This is a genomic window from Variovorax monticola, assembly GCF_051216855.1.
Taxonomy (GTDB): Bacteria; Pseudomonadota; Gammaproteobacteria; order Burkholderiales; family Burkholderiaceae_C; genus Variovorax.
This window is the reverse complement of sequence record NZ_JBPJZP010000002.1, coordinates 315,476-331,417: the sequence shown is the minus strand read 5'-3', so window position 1 is coordinate 331,417 and position 15,942 is coordinate 315,476. Positions and strand designations below refer to the sequence as shown.

Annotated in this window: 17 protein-coding genes and 1 tRNA gene; 3 read left to right on the top strand and 15 right to left on the bottom strand. The window is 65.4% G+C overall.

Features of this window, described 5'->3' with window-relative positions:
- Positions 1-16: 16 nt before the first annotated feature.
- Positions 17-757 (bottom strand): hypothetical protein, encoded by a 741-nt coding sequence (locus ACSFA5_RS06875; protein ID WP_435443286.1) that lies wholly within the window; start codon positions 755-757, stop codon positions 17-19.
- Between ACSFA5_RS06875 and ACSFA5_RS06870 the strand changes: the two genes are divergently transcribed.
- Entirely contained in the window at positions 740-1,198 is a 459-nt protein-coding gene (locus ACSFA5_RS06870; RefSeq protein ID WP_435443285.1) for a helix-turn-helix domain-containing protein, read from the top strand. The genes ACSFA5_RS06875 and ACSFA5_RS06870 overlap by 18 nt on opposite strands.
- 3 nt (positions 1,199-1,201) lie before the next feature.
- On the opposite strand, the gene ACSFA5_RS06865 is transcribed toward ACSFA5_RS06870, so the two are convergent.
- The 3 genes from ACSFA5_RS06865 to ACSFA5_RS06855 all read right to left on the bottom strand — a co-directional run bounded on the left by ACSFA5_RS06865 (position 1,202) and on the right by ACSFA5_RS06855 (position 4,269).
- On the bottom strand, positions 1,202-1,816 hold the full coding sequence (locus tag ACSFA5_RS06865; protein ID WP_435443284.1) for a hypothetical protein: 615 nt from the start codon (positions 1,814-1,816) through the stop codon (positions 1,202-1,204).
- A 291-nt stretch (positions 1,817-2,107) separates the two neighbouring features.
- Positions 2,108-3,349, bottom strand: coding sequence for a tyrosine-type recombinase/integrase (locus ACSFA5_RS06860; RefSeq protein WP_435443283.1), 1,242 nt, complete (start codon positions 3,347-3,349; stop codon positions 2,108-2,110).
- A gap of 212 nt (positions 3,350-3,561) precedes the next feature.
- On the bottom strand, positions 3,562-4,269 hold the full coding sequence (locus tag ACSFA5_RS06855; protein ID WP_435443282.1) for an SDR family NAD(P)-dependent oxidoreductase: 708 nt from the start codon (positions 4,267-4,269) through the stop codon (positions 3,562-3,564).
- Between the two features lie 147 nt (positions 4,270-4,416).
- Here ACSFA5_RS06855 and ACSFA5_RS06850 point away from each other — a divergent pair.
- Positions 4,417-4,492: transfer RNA gene (locus ACSFA5_RS06850), tRNA-Lys, on the top strand.
- Positions 4,493-5,003: 511 nt separating this feature from the next.
- On the opposite strand, the gene ACSFA5_RS06845 is transcribed toward ACSFA5_RS06850, so the two are convergent.
- The 3 genes from ACSFA5_RS06845 to ACSFA5_RS06835 all read right to left on the bottom strand — a co-directional run bounded on the left by ACSFA5_RS06845 (position 5,004) and on the right by ACSFA5_RS06835 (position 7,007).
- Entirely contained in the window at positions 5,004-5,513 is a 510-nt protein-coding gene (locus ACSFA5_RS06845; RefSeq protein WP_435443281.1) for a GAF domain-containing protein, read from the bottom strand.
- Between the two features lie 96 nt (positions 5,514-5,609).
- Positions 5,610-5,813 (bottom strand): hypothetical protein, encoded by a 204-nt coding sequence (locus ACSFA5_RS06840; RefSeq protein WP_435443280.1) that lies wholly within the window; start codon positions 5,811-5,813, stop codon positions 5,610-5,612.
- Between the two features lie 111 nt (positions 5,814-5,924).
- On the bottom strand, positions 5,925-7,007 hold the full coding sequence (locus ACSFA5_RS06835; RefSeq protein ID WP_435443279.1) for an acyltransferase family protein: 1,083 nt from the start codon (positions 7,005-7,007) through the stop codon (positions 5,925-5,927).
- A 329-nt stretch (positions 7,008-7,336) separates the two neighbouring features.
- Between ACSFA5_RS06835 and ACSFA5_RS06830 the strand changes: the two genes are divergently transcribed.
- The gene (locus tag ACSFA5_RS06830) at positions 7,337-7,513 is read left to right on the top strand and encodes a hypothetical protein (protein ID WP_435443278.1); all 177 of its coding nucleotides are present in this window, start codon (positions 7,337-7,339) and stop codon (positions 7,511-7,513) included.
- Between the two features lie 188 nt (positions 7,514-7,701).
- Here the strand turns inward: ACSFA5_RS06830 and ACSFA5_RS06825 are convergent, their stop codons facing one another.
- The 8 genes from ACSFA5_RS06825 to ACSFA5_RS06790 form a co-directional block, all read right to left on the bottom strand.
- Positions 7,702-8,163 (bottom strand): acyl-CoA thioesterase, encoded by a 462-nt coding sequence (locus ACSFA5_RS06825; protein WP_435443277.1) that lies wholly within the window; start codon positions 8,161-8,163, stop codon positions 7,702-7,704.
- 2 nt (positions 8,164-8,165) lie between these two features.
- Entirely contained in the window at positions 8,166-8,696 is a 531-nt protein-coding gene (locus tag ACSFA5_RS06820) for a MarR family winged helix-turn-helix transcriptional regulator (protein ID WP_435443276.1), read from the bottom strand.
- Positions 8,693-9,469, bottom strand: a complete 777-nt coding sequence (locus ACSFA5_RS06815) for an SDR family NAD(P)-dependent oxidoreductase (protein WP_435443275.1) — start codon at positions 9,467-9,469, stop codon at positions 8,693-8,695. The genes ACSFA5_RS06820 and ACSFA5_RS06815 overlap by 4 nt, the downstream gene beginning before the upstream one ends.
- Before the next feature lie 74 nt (positions 9,470-9,543).
- Positions 9,544-11,142, bottom strand: a complete 1,599-nt coding sequence (locus tag ACSFA5_RS06810) for an ATP-dependent acyl-CoA ligase (RefSeq protein WP_435443274.1) — start codon at positions 11,140-11,142, stop codon at positions 9,544-9,546.
- On the bottom strand, positions 11,132-11,863 hold the full coding sequence (locus ACSFA5_RS06805) for an ABC transporter ATP-binding protein (RefSeq protein ID WP_435443273.1): 732 nt from the start codon (positions 11,861-11,863) through the stop codon (positions 11,132-11,134). Before ACSFA5_RS06805 ends, ACSFA5_RS06810 begins: the two co-directional genes overlap by 11 nt.
- Positions 11,860-13,659: a branched-chain amino acid ABC transporter ATP-binding protein/permease gene (locus ACSFA5_RS06800; RefSeq protein WP_435443272.1), complete on the bottom strand. Its 1,800-nt coding sequence runs from the start codon at positions 13,657-13,659 to the stop codon at positions 11,860-11,862. The genes ACSFA5_RS06805 and ACSFA5_RS06800 overlap by 4 nt, the downstream gene beginning before the upstream one ends.
- Entirely contained in the window at positions 13,656-14,711 is a 1,056-nt protein-coding gene (locus tag ACSFA5_RS06795) for a branched-chain amino acid ABC transporter permease (protein ID WP_435443271.1), read from the bottom strand. The genes ACSFA5_RS06800 and ACSFA5_RS06795 overlap by 4 nt, the downstream gene beginning before the upstream one ends.
- Positions 14,712-14,745: 34 nt before the next feature.
- A complete protein-coding gene (locus ACSFA5_RS06790; RefSeq protein ID WP_435443270.1) occupies positions 14,746-15,909 on the bottom strand; it encodes an ABC transporter substrate-binding protein in 1,164 nt (387 codons plus the stop codon).
- Positions 15,910-15,942 lie beyond the last annotated feature (33 nt).

The window sequence follows — 15,942 nt, the reverse complement described above, 5'->3', positions numbered from 1 at the left end:
ACCGACTTTGGCCGGCTCACGGGCACGTCTGGCGCGCCTCCTGCAGGGCCTTGTCCTGCCACTCCTCTTCTTCGACCGGGGAAAGGGGCCGGAACTCATGGTTGTCGCGCTCGGCTTCCTGCATGCGGTCCTCTTGAAGCGCGTCGAAGGCCTTGTGGGCTTGCGTTAGCTTGGCTTCGATGCAGGCGTTCGGTGCAACGGCCGGCGCCGGTGGTGCAGCTACGTTGTCTCGGACCGGACTCTGTCGGTAGCGGTACGGAATCTTGTTGGCAGTCACGAAACTCTGGAAATCGTGCTCCAAGGAGTCGACGAACGGATCGACGCCGGCAACCTTCACGACGAACGTGTCTTTGCCGTCCGCTGTGGACTGGATGCTGTAGTCGGTGCCGCGTGCAAAGGTGCTGCTCGTGGGCGCGGTGATGGTCAGCTTGCCCGAGCAACTGAACTTGTGGGCATCGCCGTCATAGCCGTTTTGCACGACGTCGTGGATATCGACTTTCAGGGCCTGGCCGTAACGCTCGATTTCCGACTTCATGCGAGCAACGTCGGCGGGCTCGATGGCCTCAAGCGGATCTGAGAAAGCTTGCGTGGCCGCCTTGATGAACTCGTCCGAGAGGATCGTTCGGGCAACGGACGCGGCCTGCTGTGAGGCGCAATCGGGCGGCTTGGAGCTGCAGCCCACCAGTAGGAACAGGCTGGCAGTCAGGGCCAGCGCGTCTCCCAAGCCGGTTTGCCGGATGTGAAGTTTGTCCTTCATGTTTTCTTTCTGTTGTTTGAATCACTACTCGTTGTTTCTGAAGTTTGCCAGAATCATACGAGTAGTGTGTTTACGGAAGTGGCCTGGGACAGAAAACTGCGCGCAATGCCGCGTGAGCCCTCCCGTCCGAAAAAAGATCTACAAACGAATGCCGACGCTGCCGTGGACGCAGCGACCAAAGCGGAAATTCACAAGATGAGTGTTCTTCTTGGTCAAACCGTCCGCGCACTGCGCCATGACCGAAAGATGACGCAGGCGGACCTCGCCACCTATGCCGAACTCGATCCGAACTTCATCGGCTTCGTGGAACGCGCCGAGCGGCGCATCACGCTGTACAACGCCTGGCGCATTGCGGGCGGGCTCGGTATTTCTCTAGCCGAGCTGGTGGCCCCGCTACCAACGCGCAAGCCTAAGGCAGCCAAGAAGGTAAAGCGGGCCTAGGGCCTACTTGGTCGCTGACTTTCCGGCCTTGCCTGCGGCCTTCGCTGAGACCTCGATGTAGTAGATCGGCGACTTCGGCGTGATGAGCCGCTGGATCTCCGTGGTCACTTGGTACTTCGGCTCGATCCAGTGCGCTGGGTCGATGATGTAGTGGAAGGACTGGGTCTTCTCCGTGGCCCTGACGTGATGCCACAAGACCCAGCGGCCAAACTGTTTTGCAGGGTTGTATTCCGCCGTGATGAGTGCCACGTCCGGCAGTGCATCGATGGTCGAGCACTCTTTCTCCTCTGCGTTGAAACCGTACTGTCGCAAGATGGCCACGAGCATCGGCGCATACGGCCAGTCGGGGGCATGCGGTGCGAGACCCTGCTTGATCGCGTCGGTCATGATCGTGTCCAGCGACTGGCGCACGATTATCGCTATGCAGGACATGCCGTCGTCCAGGCGAATTTTTGGCTCCATTTCGACGCGGGTGAAGGGCGACACGAATCCGGCGGGAAGGCCAGTTTCGGCGGTGGTATTCGCAATGACGACCGCGGGCTTCGCCGTCTTGCCTGCGACGGTGGTGGAATTCGCGGCTTTGGTTACGACTGCGGTCTTGGGGTTGGCGGTGGCCATGGTTCTTAGCTCCTGAGTGAGATTGAAGAAGCGAGCGCCCATGCAGCGGCCCGACCTGCCAGCCGATGGCTGTGGAAGGGATGCGAAGAGGAGAGGGAGAAGGTCTGCGAGATTGAGGCTCAAGGCCTCAGGTCTCGTCTTGCTGCACTGCTGTGCGCTCGGTCAAAACCTGGCTTCGGCAAGCGAAAACAGCGCTTTGACAACCAAATCATAGCCGCCTGCGACCGCTGGGGGTGACCAAATAACTTTGCCAGGCAGCGACGAAATCGTCGCACCGGAAAGGGGAAAATGCTACTTTTTCGGGTCTTGCTCTGCCGCGGGCTTGGTCTCTGGGCGCAAGCAGTACTCCGCCCATGCATCCATCATCACGCGGCGCCGGTCCAGTCGCGTTGTACGGAGATATGCGGCCTCAGTTTTGTCGCCAACGATGTGCGCCAAGGCCGCTTCGGCCAACTCGCGCGGAAAGTCGGTTTCATCCGCCGCCCAGTCTCGGAAGGTAGAGCGCATACCATGGGGCACAGCTTCGAGGTCCATCCGCCGCATCACGTTCAGCATGGTCATATTCGAGATATGCGTGCCATGCTTGATGCCGCGGAAAACGTACTTCTCGTCGGGCAGATGCGCAATGCCCTTGATGATGTCCACAGCGCGCTGGCTTAGAGGCACTTCGTGAATTCGCTGACCCTTCATGCGCTCAGCAGGGACCGCCCAGACCTTGCCTTCGAGATCGAATTCATCCCATTGCGCCCCGATCACCTCGCCAGTGCGGCTAGCAGTCAGGGTCAGGAACTCCAGCGCCCGAATGCCCATGCCGTCTTTTTGCTTACGCATATCGCACAGAAACGGCGCGATCTCGCGATGGGGAACGGCTGGATAGTGCACAACCTTGGCGACCTTGCTCGGCTTGGGCAACAATTCGCTGAGGTAAGCAGTCCAGCGGGCCGGGTTTTCTGAACTCCGATAGCCATTGACGGCGGCCCAGCCCAGGATGCGCTCGATCCGCCCGCGAAGCCGCGTGGCAGTTTCCGTCTTGCTGCGCCAGATCGGTTTCAGCACTGCCATGACCGCATGCACATCAACATCCTTTACGGGGAGCGAGCCCATCTTGGGGTAAGCGAAGTGCTCCAGGGACTGGCGCCACTGATAGATGTGCTTCGCGTTCTTCCAATCCTCTTTGTGGGCTTCGATGTACTCGTCGGCACACCACTGAAACGTCTGTTCGATGGCCGTGTTCTGCCGGGTCTTCTCGCGTTCGCGCTCGACCCTGGGGTCGACGCCCTTTTGAACGAGGCTGCGCTGCCGCTGCGCCAGCTCCCGAGCGTCGGCCAAGCTCAAGCTATTGATGCTGCCCAAACCCAAGGTCTGTGGCTTGCCGTTGTGCGTGTATCGAAATAGGAAGGATTTGGAGCCCTGCGGCGTCACCTGAAGGTAGAGACCTCCTCCATCGGCGATCAGCCTCGGGGTGTTGGGTGTCGCGCTGGGCTGGGCATTCTTGATCTCAAGGGCGGTCAGTCGATTTAGTTCTCGGGCCATGGTGTTAGTCAATACAGATTGACTTACGGATCAAGTTGCACTGCGGAGGGCGTTTGGGCGACATTCTGCGACACGGTACCAATACTGTTGCTGTACGGTACTTGCGAAGCGGACATCCTTTGACCCCGGACGGCCATACTCGTAGCTCATCCTCTCCACCAATCGACACCCGAAAGGCCTTGGCATCCGCCAGGGCCTTTTCTTTTTCAGACTCAGGCGTCCAGCGCCAGGTGCTGCCCATGCAGCGCGGCCGCTGCGGGCGATGCCAGAAAACCGATGGTCTGCGCCGCGACCGAGGTCGAGACCCACTCCGCGGGGTTCGCGTCGGGCATCGCCTGCCGGTTGGCCGGCGTGTCGAGCACGCTCGGCGCCACGCTGTTCACGTTGACGCCATGCGGCGCCGACTCGGCCGCCATGGCTTCCACCAGGCGCTGCAATGCGCTCTTCGACGCGATGTACGCGGCCATGGCCGGCAGGCCGCGCGCCGCGACCTTCGCCGTCACCGCGATGACGCTGCCCGCGCGGCGCTCGATCATCGAGGGCAGCACCGCCTGCGTCACGGCAACGAACGACCATGCGTTGAGGTTCATCATGCGGTCCCAACTCGCGCGGGTGAGCGCATGCGTCGCCTCGCCCATCTCGAAGCCGCCCGCGATGTGAACGAGCGCATCGATGCGGCCGAAGGACGTGAGCACCTGTTGCGCGAGGCCTGCCATCTCCGGTGCCGAAGTCACGTCGCCCGCCAACAGCAGGTGCTGCGAGTTGTCGAGGCCCGGAAAAACTTCGGTGAGCCGGCCTGCGTGGTGATCGACCAACGCAAGGCGCGCGCCCTGTGCGAGGAAGTGCTGGGCCACGGCGCGGCCCAATGCGCCCGCGGCGCCGGTGATCAAGACATGGGGCGTGGTGCTTGCGTCGCTCATCGAAATTCTCCTGGTTGAACCTGCTCGAGGGCGGTGCCCGTCAGTGATGATGAATCCTAACGGCGCGACTGCAAATTTTCTGGACGTGCTCAAAAACTGGGATATACTCATGGTCTTGCCAGATAGCAGCAAACGCTGTCTAAGCAAGGGCTCTTAGCTCAGTTGGTAGAGCAGCGGACTCTTAATCCGTAGGTCGAGTGTTCGAGTCACTCAGGGCCCACCACCAACACTAGGAACTGTGCGGTCTCCGCGCTATTTCTTCAGGAGCACTGTTCCGCAATCGCAGAACGTGTTCCGCAAATAGAAAAACCTCCCGTCGAAAGACTGGGAGGTTTTTTCTTTTGTGCGATCGGTTCAGCGTACCGCGCGGCTGTCGCTCAGGTCGATGCGACCGGCATGGCCTGCGCCCTCGACAAAGGAAGTCAAGCCCTGAGAGGCAGGTTGCAAGCGCTGGCGGTTCACACGACCATTCAGCCTCGGCGCTCTGTATGCGGAATGCTGCGAAAGGCGCCCAGGCGTGAAGCTGTTGACCGTCGAGATCCGCCACAGATCGATGGAGCCACTTGGCAATGGTCGATAGAGGCTGACGGCAGCTTGGTATTGAACCTCCGCCGTCCGGGGCTCTGCTTTCGAATGCCGGACGTGGATCGCTTCCCCAACAACCTGGCGAACGCGATCGACCGACGGAACGCGCTGCGTGCGGAGTTAGACCCGCCCGCAGCCTGAGCCCCCCCCTAGGCTGGGTCGACTTCCGACGTGTTGGCGACTGCCGACGGATACGGGGGTATGTAGCCGCCCAAAGCCAGAAAGCTCGCGACGCTCAGCATCAGCTCGATGTTCACCTGCTCGGGGTCACGTGGCACCACGTCGTAGTGGCACAGCGTGCCGAGAATCGTCCCAAAGCTGTCCATCACCGGAACCCCGCAGTAGGTCAACACTTGCTCGCGGGCGGGATGGGAAGCCAAACGAGCGTCCACCAAGGCGTTGGGCGTGAGAAAAGGCTGGCCCGACTCGCGCACGTAGCAGCAGTAGGTGGCCGTGTCCGGCACCTCGGCTGCGGTCAGGACTTCGGGGTTCTCGCGGTCGTAGTGAATCACCGCATTGGCCTTGCCGTTCTCGAAACGCCAAATGCCGATGAAGCGATAGTCGGTTCGCTTGAGCAGCAACGCCAATGCGTCGCGAACACTCTCGCCTCTGACCTTGACGGCAAAATCAGCAAAAGCTCGACTGAGTTCTGAATCCATGGGCTGTCGTTTGAGTGAGGCCAGACGGGTGCCTGACCAAGTCGGGATTTTGACATGCAGCTTGACTGGATCGAGCCGGCGACGCCGGAGCCATGGTCATGAGCGGCGCCTCACTCCCTCCCGGTACAACAAGCCACCCACCTCGCCGAGCGCCACCCAGTCATCCTCCGTGAGGCGATCACGCGCCAAGTCCATCCAGGCAGCGAGATTGGCAAGGGCGTCGTCCAGCCCTTCTGTGCTCTGCTGGATGTTGAGCAATTCCGCTCTCTGCTGGAAGATCTGGATGGTGGGGTGAATCATCCGGGGACTGTGCACTCAGCCAACGAGGGAAGCAAGAAGCCAACCTCGTCTTCACAGTCGCTCATCGCAATCGGTTCACGCCCTGCGCGAAAAGTGGGCCGTTGGAAGGCTTCAGCGTTGATTCGAGCCTAGCGCCAGTTCTGGCGCGTAGGCAACCTCCTTCACCTCATTCCTGCGTCCCGGAGCAAGCCGCTTTGAAAGAGCGATTGCGGGCTTCTCGATCCATCGATGGATGACGTAGGAAGCAAGCAGCACCGATGGCACGTAGAGCGCGAACTTCAGGGGCAGCTTACCGTGCGGTGTGTAGCTGAAGACCAAGGTGGAAACCGCCGTGTGAATCGCATACATCGGATACGAGATTTCACCCAAGAAGCTTGCCACTCGCCCTCGCAGAAAAGGTATCGAGTTCCTGTACACAAAAACAACGCCGAAGATCGCAGCCGCCAGCACGAATGACAGGAGCGGTGTGCCCCAGGTGGTGAAAAGCCGTATCGGGCCCATCATGAAAACGCAACCTGAAACGAGCAAGCCGAGCCACATGTCGCCAGCGCTGATCCGGCCGGTGAAGTGCAAGGACACGAAGAAGGCGCCGAACATGAAGGGGAGCATGGTCGCCGCGAAACCGATGTCGCCGGTCCACGCCGGGCCGAGACCTGGGAACCTAAAGGCGAACATCGCCACAAGGATGAGGAAACCCAGCGCCAGCCTGTTTATCGATGTCCACGAGCCCCGCGAGATCCACAGGATGGCGGCGCAGATCAAATAGAACTTGATCTCGATCTGAAGGGTCCAGACGACCGGCTGGGGCATGGCGTGCGGCGGTTCCCATAGCCCCCCGACGAGCGAAATCATCAAGAAGTACAGCCGCACCATGTCGAAGTTCGCGGCGTAATTTCCAACCACGATCCCCACCGCGACGTGCAGCAGACAACACACCGCAAAAACCGGATAGAGGCGCAGTACGCGGCGAATCAAGAACTCGCGTGCCGAGGTCGATCCAAGGGCGATCGGCGTCACGAAACCACTGATCAAAAAGAAGACGGCTACCGCCGCCCCGCCGATGAAGGCAGAGACCTCAAATCGGAAATCGCCCGGCACTGTGTACGTGTTCGAAATCACGAAATGCTCAAGCGCAACTGCGCAGGCGGCTACACCCCGGAGCCCATTGAGGGCGTCAATCCGTTTTTTGTCCATTTTTTCTTCTAGAGGCGTGTGCCTCCCACCGGGCGCAATGATAAGTACTCGATCAAGAGCGACTTTCCTCAACGGAACCGTCACCCGCGTCGGCGTGCTGCTAGCAGATGGTACCGGCGGTGCCGTGTTCGTCAAAGCTGCGCGGACGCATTGCGAACCCAGCTTTCAAGGGCACGCGTCAAGCTCCCGGGGATCGATTGTTTGTTCATGCGGGAATCTTTCACAGTTTTTTGTCTGGCCTGGAAAGCCTGATCGGCATTGATGTTCGAAGGCCACGGAATGAGCGGCGCCGGTCGGTATGAATACAAGCGTGAGCTATATTTCCTCTCATGGAAAACGCGTCAGACATAGGCAAACCCACGGTACCCATCGACCTGATCGGGCCGGATCACTGGCCGCGCGCCAGGCGCGGCGGCGGCCGGGCAACCAAGTTGCTGCTTGCCGTCGTGGGCGGCATTGCAGCCGCGGGCGTGATCGCCTACCGCTTCTTCGGCGTGGGACGCTGATACACCATCGCCCTCACCCCGCCCCTTCCCCTCTTCAACGCAAAGAGCCCGCTGTCCGAAAGACAGCGGGCTCTTTTCATGGGCCTGGCAACGTCACGGCCACGCCCGTCGAAGAGAAGACCACCCCTGCGAGGTGCCCGACGCGGCGCAAGACGCTGCGGGCGACAAGCCGGCGTCCTGACCCCAGCTCAGCCCAGCGCGGGCGTGTTGCGCAGGACGGCCGCGCGCAGGTCGTCCGGAATGGCAACCGAGCGATGCGTCTCGAGCGACGTGGTCACGATCACCTGCGTCATCTGCATGCGCACCTCGCCGGTCTGCGCGCCGAAGCAGCGCACCGCCAGCGTCATCGAGCGCGAGCCCAGCCGCTGCACGCAAAGGCCGAGCACCACCGGGTCGCCCATGCGGCTCACGGCGCGGAAATCGACGTCGAGCTTCACGGTCGGCAGGCCGATGCGGCGCTGCGCCACCAGCCCGTGGTAGCTGAGCCCCAGGCCTTCGTTGACCCAGTCCTCGACCAGCCCGTTGAGCATCACGAAGTACTGCGGATAGAAGACGATGCCCGCAGGGTCGCAGTCCGAAAAGCGGATCAGCCGCGGCCGGCGGAACTCGCCGCTGGCCGCTGCAAGGTCGACATGGCTGGCTTCGCTCATCGTCAGCCCTCCTCGCCCGCGGGCTCTCCGCGCATCACGTGCACGCGCAGCAAGCCGAGCTGTGTGTGCATCTGCTTGACCGTCTTCATGTCGAGCCCCGAGAACATCTCGAGGATCCATTGCTCGTGCTCGCTGGCCATGGTCTCGAAGGTGCGGCGGCCCACGGGCGTGAGGCTCACGATCCACGCACGGCGGTCGTCGGGGCTGGGCGCGCGCGCCACCATGCCTTCGCGCTCGAGCTCGTCCGTCAGGCCCGTGACGTTGCCGCCGGTCACCATCAGGTAGCGCGACAGCACGCGCATCTTCAGGCCGTCCTTGTAGCGGTAGAGCTGCGCCATGTAGTCGAAGCGCGCAAGCGAAATACCGAAGCGCTCGCGCAGCCGGCGGCGGATCTCGGCCTCGATCTGCGTGGTGCTGGCCAGCATGCGCAGCCAGAGCTTGAGCATCGCGTGGTCTTCGTGACCGGCGCGCCCCTCGTGCCCCAGCTCTTCGGCATCGCTCAGCACCGCATGCGAAGCGTCGTTGCGTGTCATGTCACCTCCCCCCCTGAAACCGAGATCGACTGCCCGGTGACCGATGCGGCGCCCTCACCGCACAGCCAGCGCACGGTGTCGGCCACTTCCGACGGCTGCACGATGCGCTTCTGCGGGTTGACGCTGGAGAACTCCGCCAGCGCATCGGCTTCGCTGCGCCCGGTCTTGCCGACCACGTTGGCCACGCTGTTGCGCAGGATGTCGGTGTCGGTGTAGCCGGGGCACACGGCGTTCACCGTGATGCCCTTGCGTGCCACCTCCAGCGCCAGCGAACGCGTGAGCCCGACCACGCCGTGCTTGGCCGCGGTGTAGGCCGCCACGTAGGCGTAACCCTTCTGCCCCGCCGTGCTCGCGATGTTGACGATGCGGCCCCAGCCGGTGTCGAGCATGTCGGGCAGCGCGGCTTGCGCGCACACAAAGCCGCCCGTGAGGTTGACCGACAGCATGCGCTGCCAGAGCTCGAACGAGGTCTTGAGAAACGGCGCGCTCTCGGCCGCGCCCGCGTTGTTCACCAGAACGGCAATGGGGCCGCGCGCGGCGCGGGCTTCGGCGAAAGCCGCCTGCACCGCCTCGGGGTTCGCCACGTCGGCCGTGGCCACGCCGTGCCCGTTGCCCGCGAGCGTGTCGGCCACGCGCTGAAGCGCCTCGCGGTCGCGGCCCAGCAGCGTCAGAACGGCGCCCTCGGCGGCCAGGGTGCGGGCGATTTCGGCGCCGATGCCGCGCGCAGCGCCCGTGACGAGTGCGTGGCGGCCAGTCAGTGAATTTGAGTGCATGCCTGAATGTTTTAGTTCTGAATCATTTTAGCGGCATGCGTCGGCCCGGTTTGTGAGCGCATGAAACGCGTTCTTCAGCTGCCCGAGCCCCGCGCGGGCCGACCGTCCCATGTCTGCGGCCCCACGCCGCGCTCGCGCAGCTTGAACTTCTGCACCTTGCCGTTCTCCGTGCGCGGCAGGTCGGCCAGCAGGTCGATGTAGCGAGGCACGGCGAAGTACGGCAGGCGGCCTTCGCAGAAGCGCGCGAGCTCGACGGGGTCGATCGCCACGCCCTCGCGCGCCACCAGTGCGGCCATCACCTCGTCCTCGGCCAGTTCGGAGCGCACCGGGTACACCGCGCACGAAGCCACCCCCGGGTGGCTCAACAGCACCTGCTCCACCTCGAACGACGAGATGTTCTCGCCGCGCCGGCGGATCGCGTCCTTGATGCGGTCGACAAAGCGGAACGCGCCGTCGGCATCGCGCACCACGCGGTCGCCGGTATGGAACCAGAGGTTGCGCCAGGCCTCGACCGTCTTCCCGGGCATGTTGAAGTAGCCGCTCGCGAAGGCATAGGGCTCGTCCGCGCGCAGCAGCAGTTCGCCGGCCTCGCCGGGCGGCAACGCGGCATCGTCTTCATCGGCCACGCGCGCCTCGAAGCCCGCGCGCAGCCAGCCCATGACACCGCCGCGCGGCGAATCGGGCGCGGTGGCGATGGCGAAGTTGGTCTCGGTCGAGCCATAGCCTTCCAGCAGCGCCACGCCCGTGCGCGCCTTGAAGGCAACGCCTGCGGCCGAGGGCACGCCCGGCCCGAGCCCGGTGCGCACGCGGTGGTCGCGTTCGCCCTCCCCTTCGGGCTGCGCGAGCAGGATGGGCACCATCGCGCCCAGCAGGTAGACCACGGTCGCGCCGCTGGCACGCATGGCCGGCCAGAAGCCCGACGCGGAGAAGCGCGACTCGAACACCACCTCGGAGCCGGTCAGCGCCGCCTGCGCGAAGGTGTTCAGCGCGTTGATGTGGAACAGCGGCAGCGTGGTGCACAGCACGTCATCGGCGCCCACGCCGAGCACTTCCGCGCTGTTCACGCCCCACCAGAAATACTGCGCGTGCGGGCAGATCACGCCCTTGGCCGGACCGGTGGTGCCCGAGGTGTACAGGATGGCCAGCGCGTCGCCGGGCTGCACCGAAGCCGGCGCGACGGGCTCGCCGCCTTCGGGGTACGGCACCACGCGCACGCCGGCAGGCGCTGGCCATGACGCCGCCTGCGCATCGCCGACCACCCAGACCTCGCGCAACGCGGTGCGCCCCAGGTCGGCCGTAGAGAGCCGCTCCAGGAACCCCGCCTCGATCACCAGCAGCTTCGCCTCGCTGTTGGCGAGGAAGTATTCGATCTGCGGCCCCATCGACGCCGAGTTGATGGGCACCACCACCGCGCCCAGCCAGCCCGCGCCCAGAAAGCTCTCGAGAAACTCGATGCGGTTGCCGCACATCACCGCCACGCGGTCGCCGCGCGCCACGCCGGCTTGCGCCAAGGCGCCGGCGCGAACAGCCGCCGCCTGCGCCGCATCGCGGTGCGCCCAGGTGCGCCCTGCGATGCGCAGCAGCGCGCGCGACCCGAACAATGCGGCCTGGCGCTGCAGCATGGCCGGCAGCGTGCGCTGCGCGGGCGGCACGGCGCGCGGGTCATTCGTCATCGTGCGTGCCTCCGCCCAGGTAGGTCGCCTGCACCCGCGGGTCGCTCGCCAGTTCGGCCGAAGCGCCCGACAGCGCGATTTCGCCCGTCTCCAGCACATAGCCATGGTCGGAGCTTTCGAGCGCGGCGCGCGCGTTCTGCTCCACCAGCAGGATCGACACGCCGTCGTCGCGCAGCTTGCGCACGATGGTCAAGATGTCGCGCACGATCAGCGGCGCCAGGCCCAGGCTGGGCTCGTCGAGCATCAGCAGGCGCGGCGCCGACATCAGCGCGCGACCCACCGCCAGCATCTGCCGCTCGCCGCCCGAGAGCGTGTCGGCGCGCTGCGAGCGGCGCTCGGCCAGCCGCGGAAAGCGGTCGTACACCGACTGCAGCTGCCGCTTCATCGCATCGCCGCGCAGCCGCCTGGCATAGGCGCCGAGCTGCAGGTTGTCGAGCACGGTGAGTTCACCGAACAGCTCGCGCTTCTCGGGCACCAGGCACAGGCCGCGCTCCACGCGCGCCTCCACGTCCAGCCCCTGCAAGTCTTCGCCTTCGAAGCGCAGCGTGCCCTTGCACGGCAGCAAGCCCATGGCCGCGGCCAGCAGCGTGGTCTTGCCCGCGCCGTTCGGGCCGATCACCGAGATGATCTGGCCCGGCTGCAGATCCAGCGACACACCGCGCACCGCTTCGACCTGCCCATACGACACATGCAGGTCCCCAATCTCCAGCATCGCGGTCATACAACGCTCCCCAAATAAGCCGCCTGCACACGCTCGTCGGCGCGCACCGCCGACGGCACGCCCTCCACGAGCTTGGAGCCGAAGTTCATCACCACCAGCCGGTCCACCAGTTTCATCACGAAGTCCATGTCGTGTTCGACGATGAGGATGGTCACGCCCTCTTCGCGCAGCTTGCGCAGCAGGTCGCCGAGCGCCATCTTTTCCTTGCGGCGCAGGCCGGCGGCCGGCTCGTCGAGCACCAGCAGCACCGGGTCGGCGGCCAGCGCGCGCGCAATCTCCAGAATGCGCTGCGTGCCCAGCGGCAGGCTGCCCGCGAGTTCGTGCGCGCGGTCGCCCAGACCGATGCGGTCGAGCTGGCGTTGCGCCTCCTGCAGGATCTGGCTTTCTTCCGCGCGGTCCAGCCGCAGCCCCGCCTTCAGGATGCCCGAGCGCGTGCGCGAATGCGCGCCCAGCGCCACGTTGTCGAGCAGGCTCATGCGCGGGCGCAGCTTCACATGCTGGAAGGTGCGCGCCAGGCCCAGCCGGGCCACCTGGCGCTGCGCCATGCCCGCGATGTCGTGGTCCAGAAAGCGCACCTGGCCCGCGCTCATCGGCAGCGTGCAGGTCAGCAGGTTGAACATGGTCGACTTGCCCGCGCCGTTCGGCCCGATCAGCCCGACGATCTCGCCGGCCTTCACATCGAAGCTCACGTCGTTCACCGCCACCAGTCCGCCGAAGCGCTTGACCGCACCGTTCACCGACAGCACCTGCGCACCGCGCGCGGGCAGCGTGCGGTTCGCCAGCGGCGCGACCGGCGCGGCGTCATGGCGCGACGGCACCGGCGTGGCGCCACGCCGGTGCGTCCAGCGCCGCGTCCATCCGCGCAGCAGCCCCATCACCCCGCCGCGCGCAAAGTGCAGCAGCAGGATGAAGAGCGCGGCGAAAGCCACCGCCTCCAGTTGCCCCGCGCGCTGCGTGAGCAGGGGAAGCACGTCCTGCAGGCCGTTCTTCAGCACCAGCACCAGCGCGGCGCCCACCAGCGCGCCCGCCAGCTGGCCAAGCCCGCCGGCCACCGCCATCAGCAGGTACTCGATGCTCGCGCGCACGTCGAAGGGCGAAGGGCTCACGAAGCGGTTCATGTGCGCATAGAGCCAGCCCGCCAGCCCCGCGAACAGCGCCGCCGTGACGAACAGCGACAGACGCACGCGGTACGCATCCGCCCCCACGCTCGCCAGCAGCGTGGCACCGCCGCGCAAGCCGCGAATCGCGCGGCCCGGGCGCGACTGCAGCAGGTTGTGGCTGAACAGGCAGGCCAGCCCGACGATCACCCAGATCAGGTAGTACATGGCGCGCGGCTCGGCCAGCGACCAGCCCGCGACCTGCAGCGCCGGAATGTTCGACAGGCCCGTGTGGCGCCCGAGCGCATCCACGTTGCCGAACAGCATCGCGATCGACAGTCCCCACGCGATGGTGCTCAGTGGCAAGAAGTGCCCGCCCAGGCGCAGCGTGAGCATGCCGATGGCCAGCGCCGACAGGCCCGTGAGCAGCAGCGCGAACAGCAGCCCGATCCACGGCGACATGCCCTGCGTGGTCGTGAGCCAGGCCGTGGCGTACGCGGCAATGCCCACGAAAGCTGCCTGCCCGAACGAAGTGGCGCCGCCCACGCCCGTGAGCAGCACCAGCCCCAGCGCCACCAGCGCGCCGATGCCGATGTCGTTCAGCAGCGATACGGTGAAGCTGCCCGCCACTGCCGGCACCAGTGCCAGCACGGCGATCACCGCGGCGATCCACGCCATGCGTGTGCGGTTCGAGTTCATTGGTCCACCTCGTCTTCTTCCTCTTCGGCGTGCGCGACCATGAAGGAGCGCAGCATGAGCACCGGAATCAGCAGGCTGAACACGATCACGTCTTTCAGCGCGCCGCTCCAGAACGAGGCAAAACTCTCCACCACGCCGACCGCGAGCGCGCCCACCGCCGTCATCGGGTAGCTCACCAGCCCGCCGATGATCGCGGCCACGAAGGCCTTCAGGCCGATGATGAAACCCGAGTCGTAGTACATGGTCGTCACCGGCGCGATCAACACGCCGATGAGCCCCGCCAGCAGCGAGGCGCAGCCGTAGGCCAGCAAGGCCGTGCGCACCGGCCGGATGCCGACCAGCCGCGCGCCCACCCGGTTCACCGCCGTGGCACGCAGCGCCTTGCCGGCCACCGTGCGCTCGAACACCAGAAAGAAAAGCCCGCTCAGCACGATGGCCGCCCCCACCATCAGCACCACCTGGCCGCTGACCGTGAAGCCGTCGCCCAGCGTGAACACGGCGCTGGTGAGCGGCGTGGTGCGCGAGCCTTCGGGCCCGAAGAACAGCAGGCCCAGGCCCGACAGAAGAAAGTGCAGCGCCAGCGACACGATCAGCAGCACCAGCACCGACGCATCCGCGATCGGCTGGAACACCACCCGCGCCAGCAGCGGCGCGATAGGCACCACCAGCAGCACGGCCACCGCGATGTGCACCGCCACCGGCACGCCGGGCCGCGCGGCCATCCATGCGAGCACGCACGGAACGGCCGGCAGCACGCCCCACATCAGCACCGCCTTGGGAACCCGCCTGGCCTCGCCGCGCCGCAGCAGGCTGCCGACCTCGGTGGCCAGCGCCAGCGCGGCCAGCACGGCCACCATGCCGATGGTCGGCGGCACGCGGCCGGTCTCGAAGGCCGCCAGCGTCAACGCAGCAAAGGCCGCGATGTCGCCGAACGGAACGAACACCACCCGCGTGACGGAAAAGATCAGCACCAGCCCGAGGCCGGCCAGCAGATAGACGGCACCGTTGGCCAGGCCGTCGGTGAGAAGAATGAGTGCCACGTCCCATGTCATCGCGCGGCCCTCCTGAAAAGCAAAGGCGTGCGGTTCAAGGTGCGAGCTTCCATTGGCCGTTGTCGAGCTTGACGATCACCCGGGCGCGTTCGTCCACGCCGTACAGGCTGCCGGGCTTGAAGGTGTACACGCCGTGCGTGCCCACCACTTCCTTGGTACTGAAGATGGCGTCGCGCAGCGCCACGCGGAACTCGGGCGTTCCCGGCTCCGCCTTCTTCATGGCGCGCGAGGCGGCGTCGGCGAACACCAGCCAGCCGTCGAACGAGTAGGCCGAGAAGGCGTCGCTGGTCGGTGCGTTGTTGACCTTCTGGAACACCGCCCGGAACTCGGTCGCGATCTTCTTGGTCGGGTAGCCGTCGGGCAACTGCTCGGCCACGATCACCGGGCCGGTGGGCATCAGCGCGTTCTGGCCGGCGGCGCCGACCACGCGCACGAAGTCGGGGTTGATCAGCCCGTGCTGGCCGTACACCCCGCCCTTGAACCCGCGCTCCTGCAGCGCCAGGAACGGCAGCGCGCCCGGCGTGCCGGCGCCGCCGGTCATCACCGCGTCGGGGCGCAGCGCCACGATCTTCAGCACCTGGCCCGTCACCGAGGCGTCGGCGCGCGCATAGCGCTCGTTGCTCACCACCTTGATGCCCGCGCCGGGCGCGGCCTTCATGAGCGCGTCGTACACCAGGTCGCCCCAGGCGTCGGTGAAGCCGATGTAGCCCACCGTCTTCACGTTGTTGCGCTTCATGCGCTCGACCACCGCGTCGATCATCAGCTGCGTGGGCTGCGCCACCGTCATGACCCACGGGTTCTCGGCCGGGTCGAGCAGGATGGGCGTGAGGCCGATCATCGGCGTCTTCGCGTCGCGGCCCACCTGCGCCATCGCGATGGCGGCCGGCACGCCCGAGGTGCCCATCAGCACGTCGACCTTTTCTTCTTCGACCAGCTTGCGCGCGTTGCGCCCGGCCGTGGTCGGGTCGGAGCCGTCGTCCAGCACGATGAGCTGCACCTTGCGGCCGTTGATCTCGGGCTTGTAGGCCAGCGCCGCCTGCATGCCCTTGGCGTAGGGCACGCCCAGCGAGGAGTTCGGCCCCGACAGCGACACGCTGAGGCCGACCTTCAGGTCGGCCGCCAGCGCGCTCGCCACACCACAGGCGGTCAGCGCCGCGGCGAGTGCGCCGCGTGTCAAGGTCTGCAACAAGCTCTTCATGTCGTAGCTCCGGTGAGGATGGTTGGAATGGTT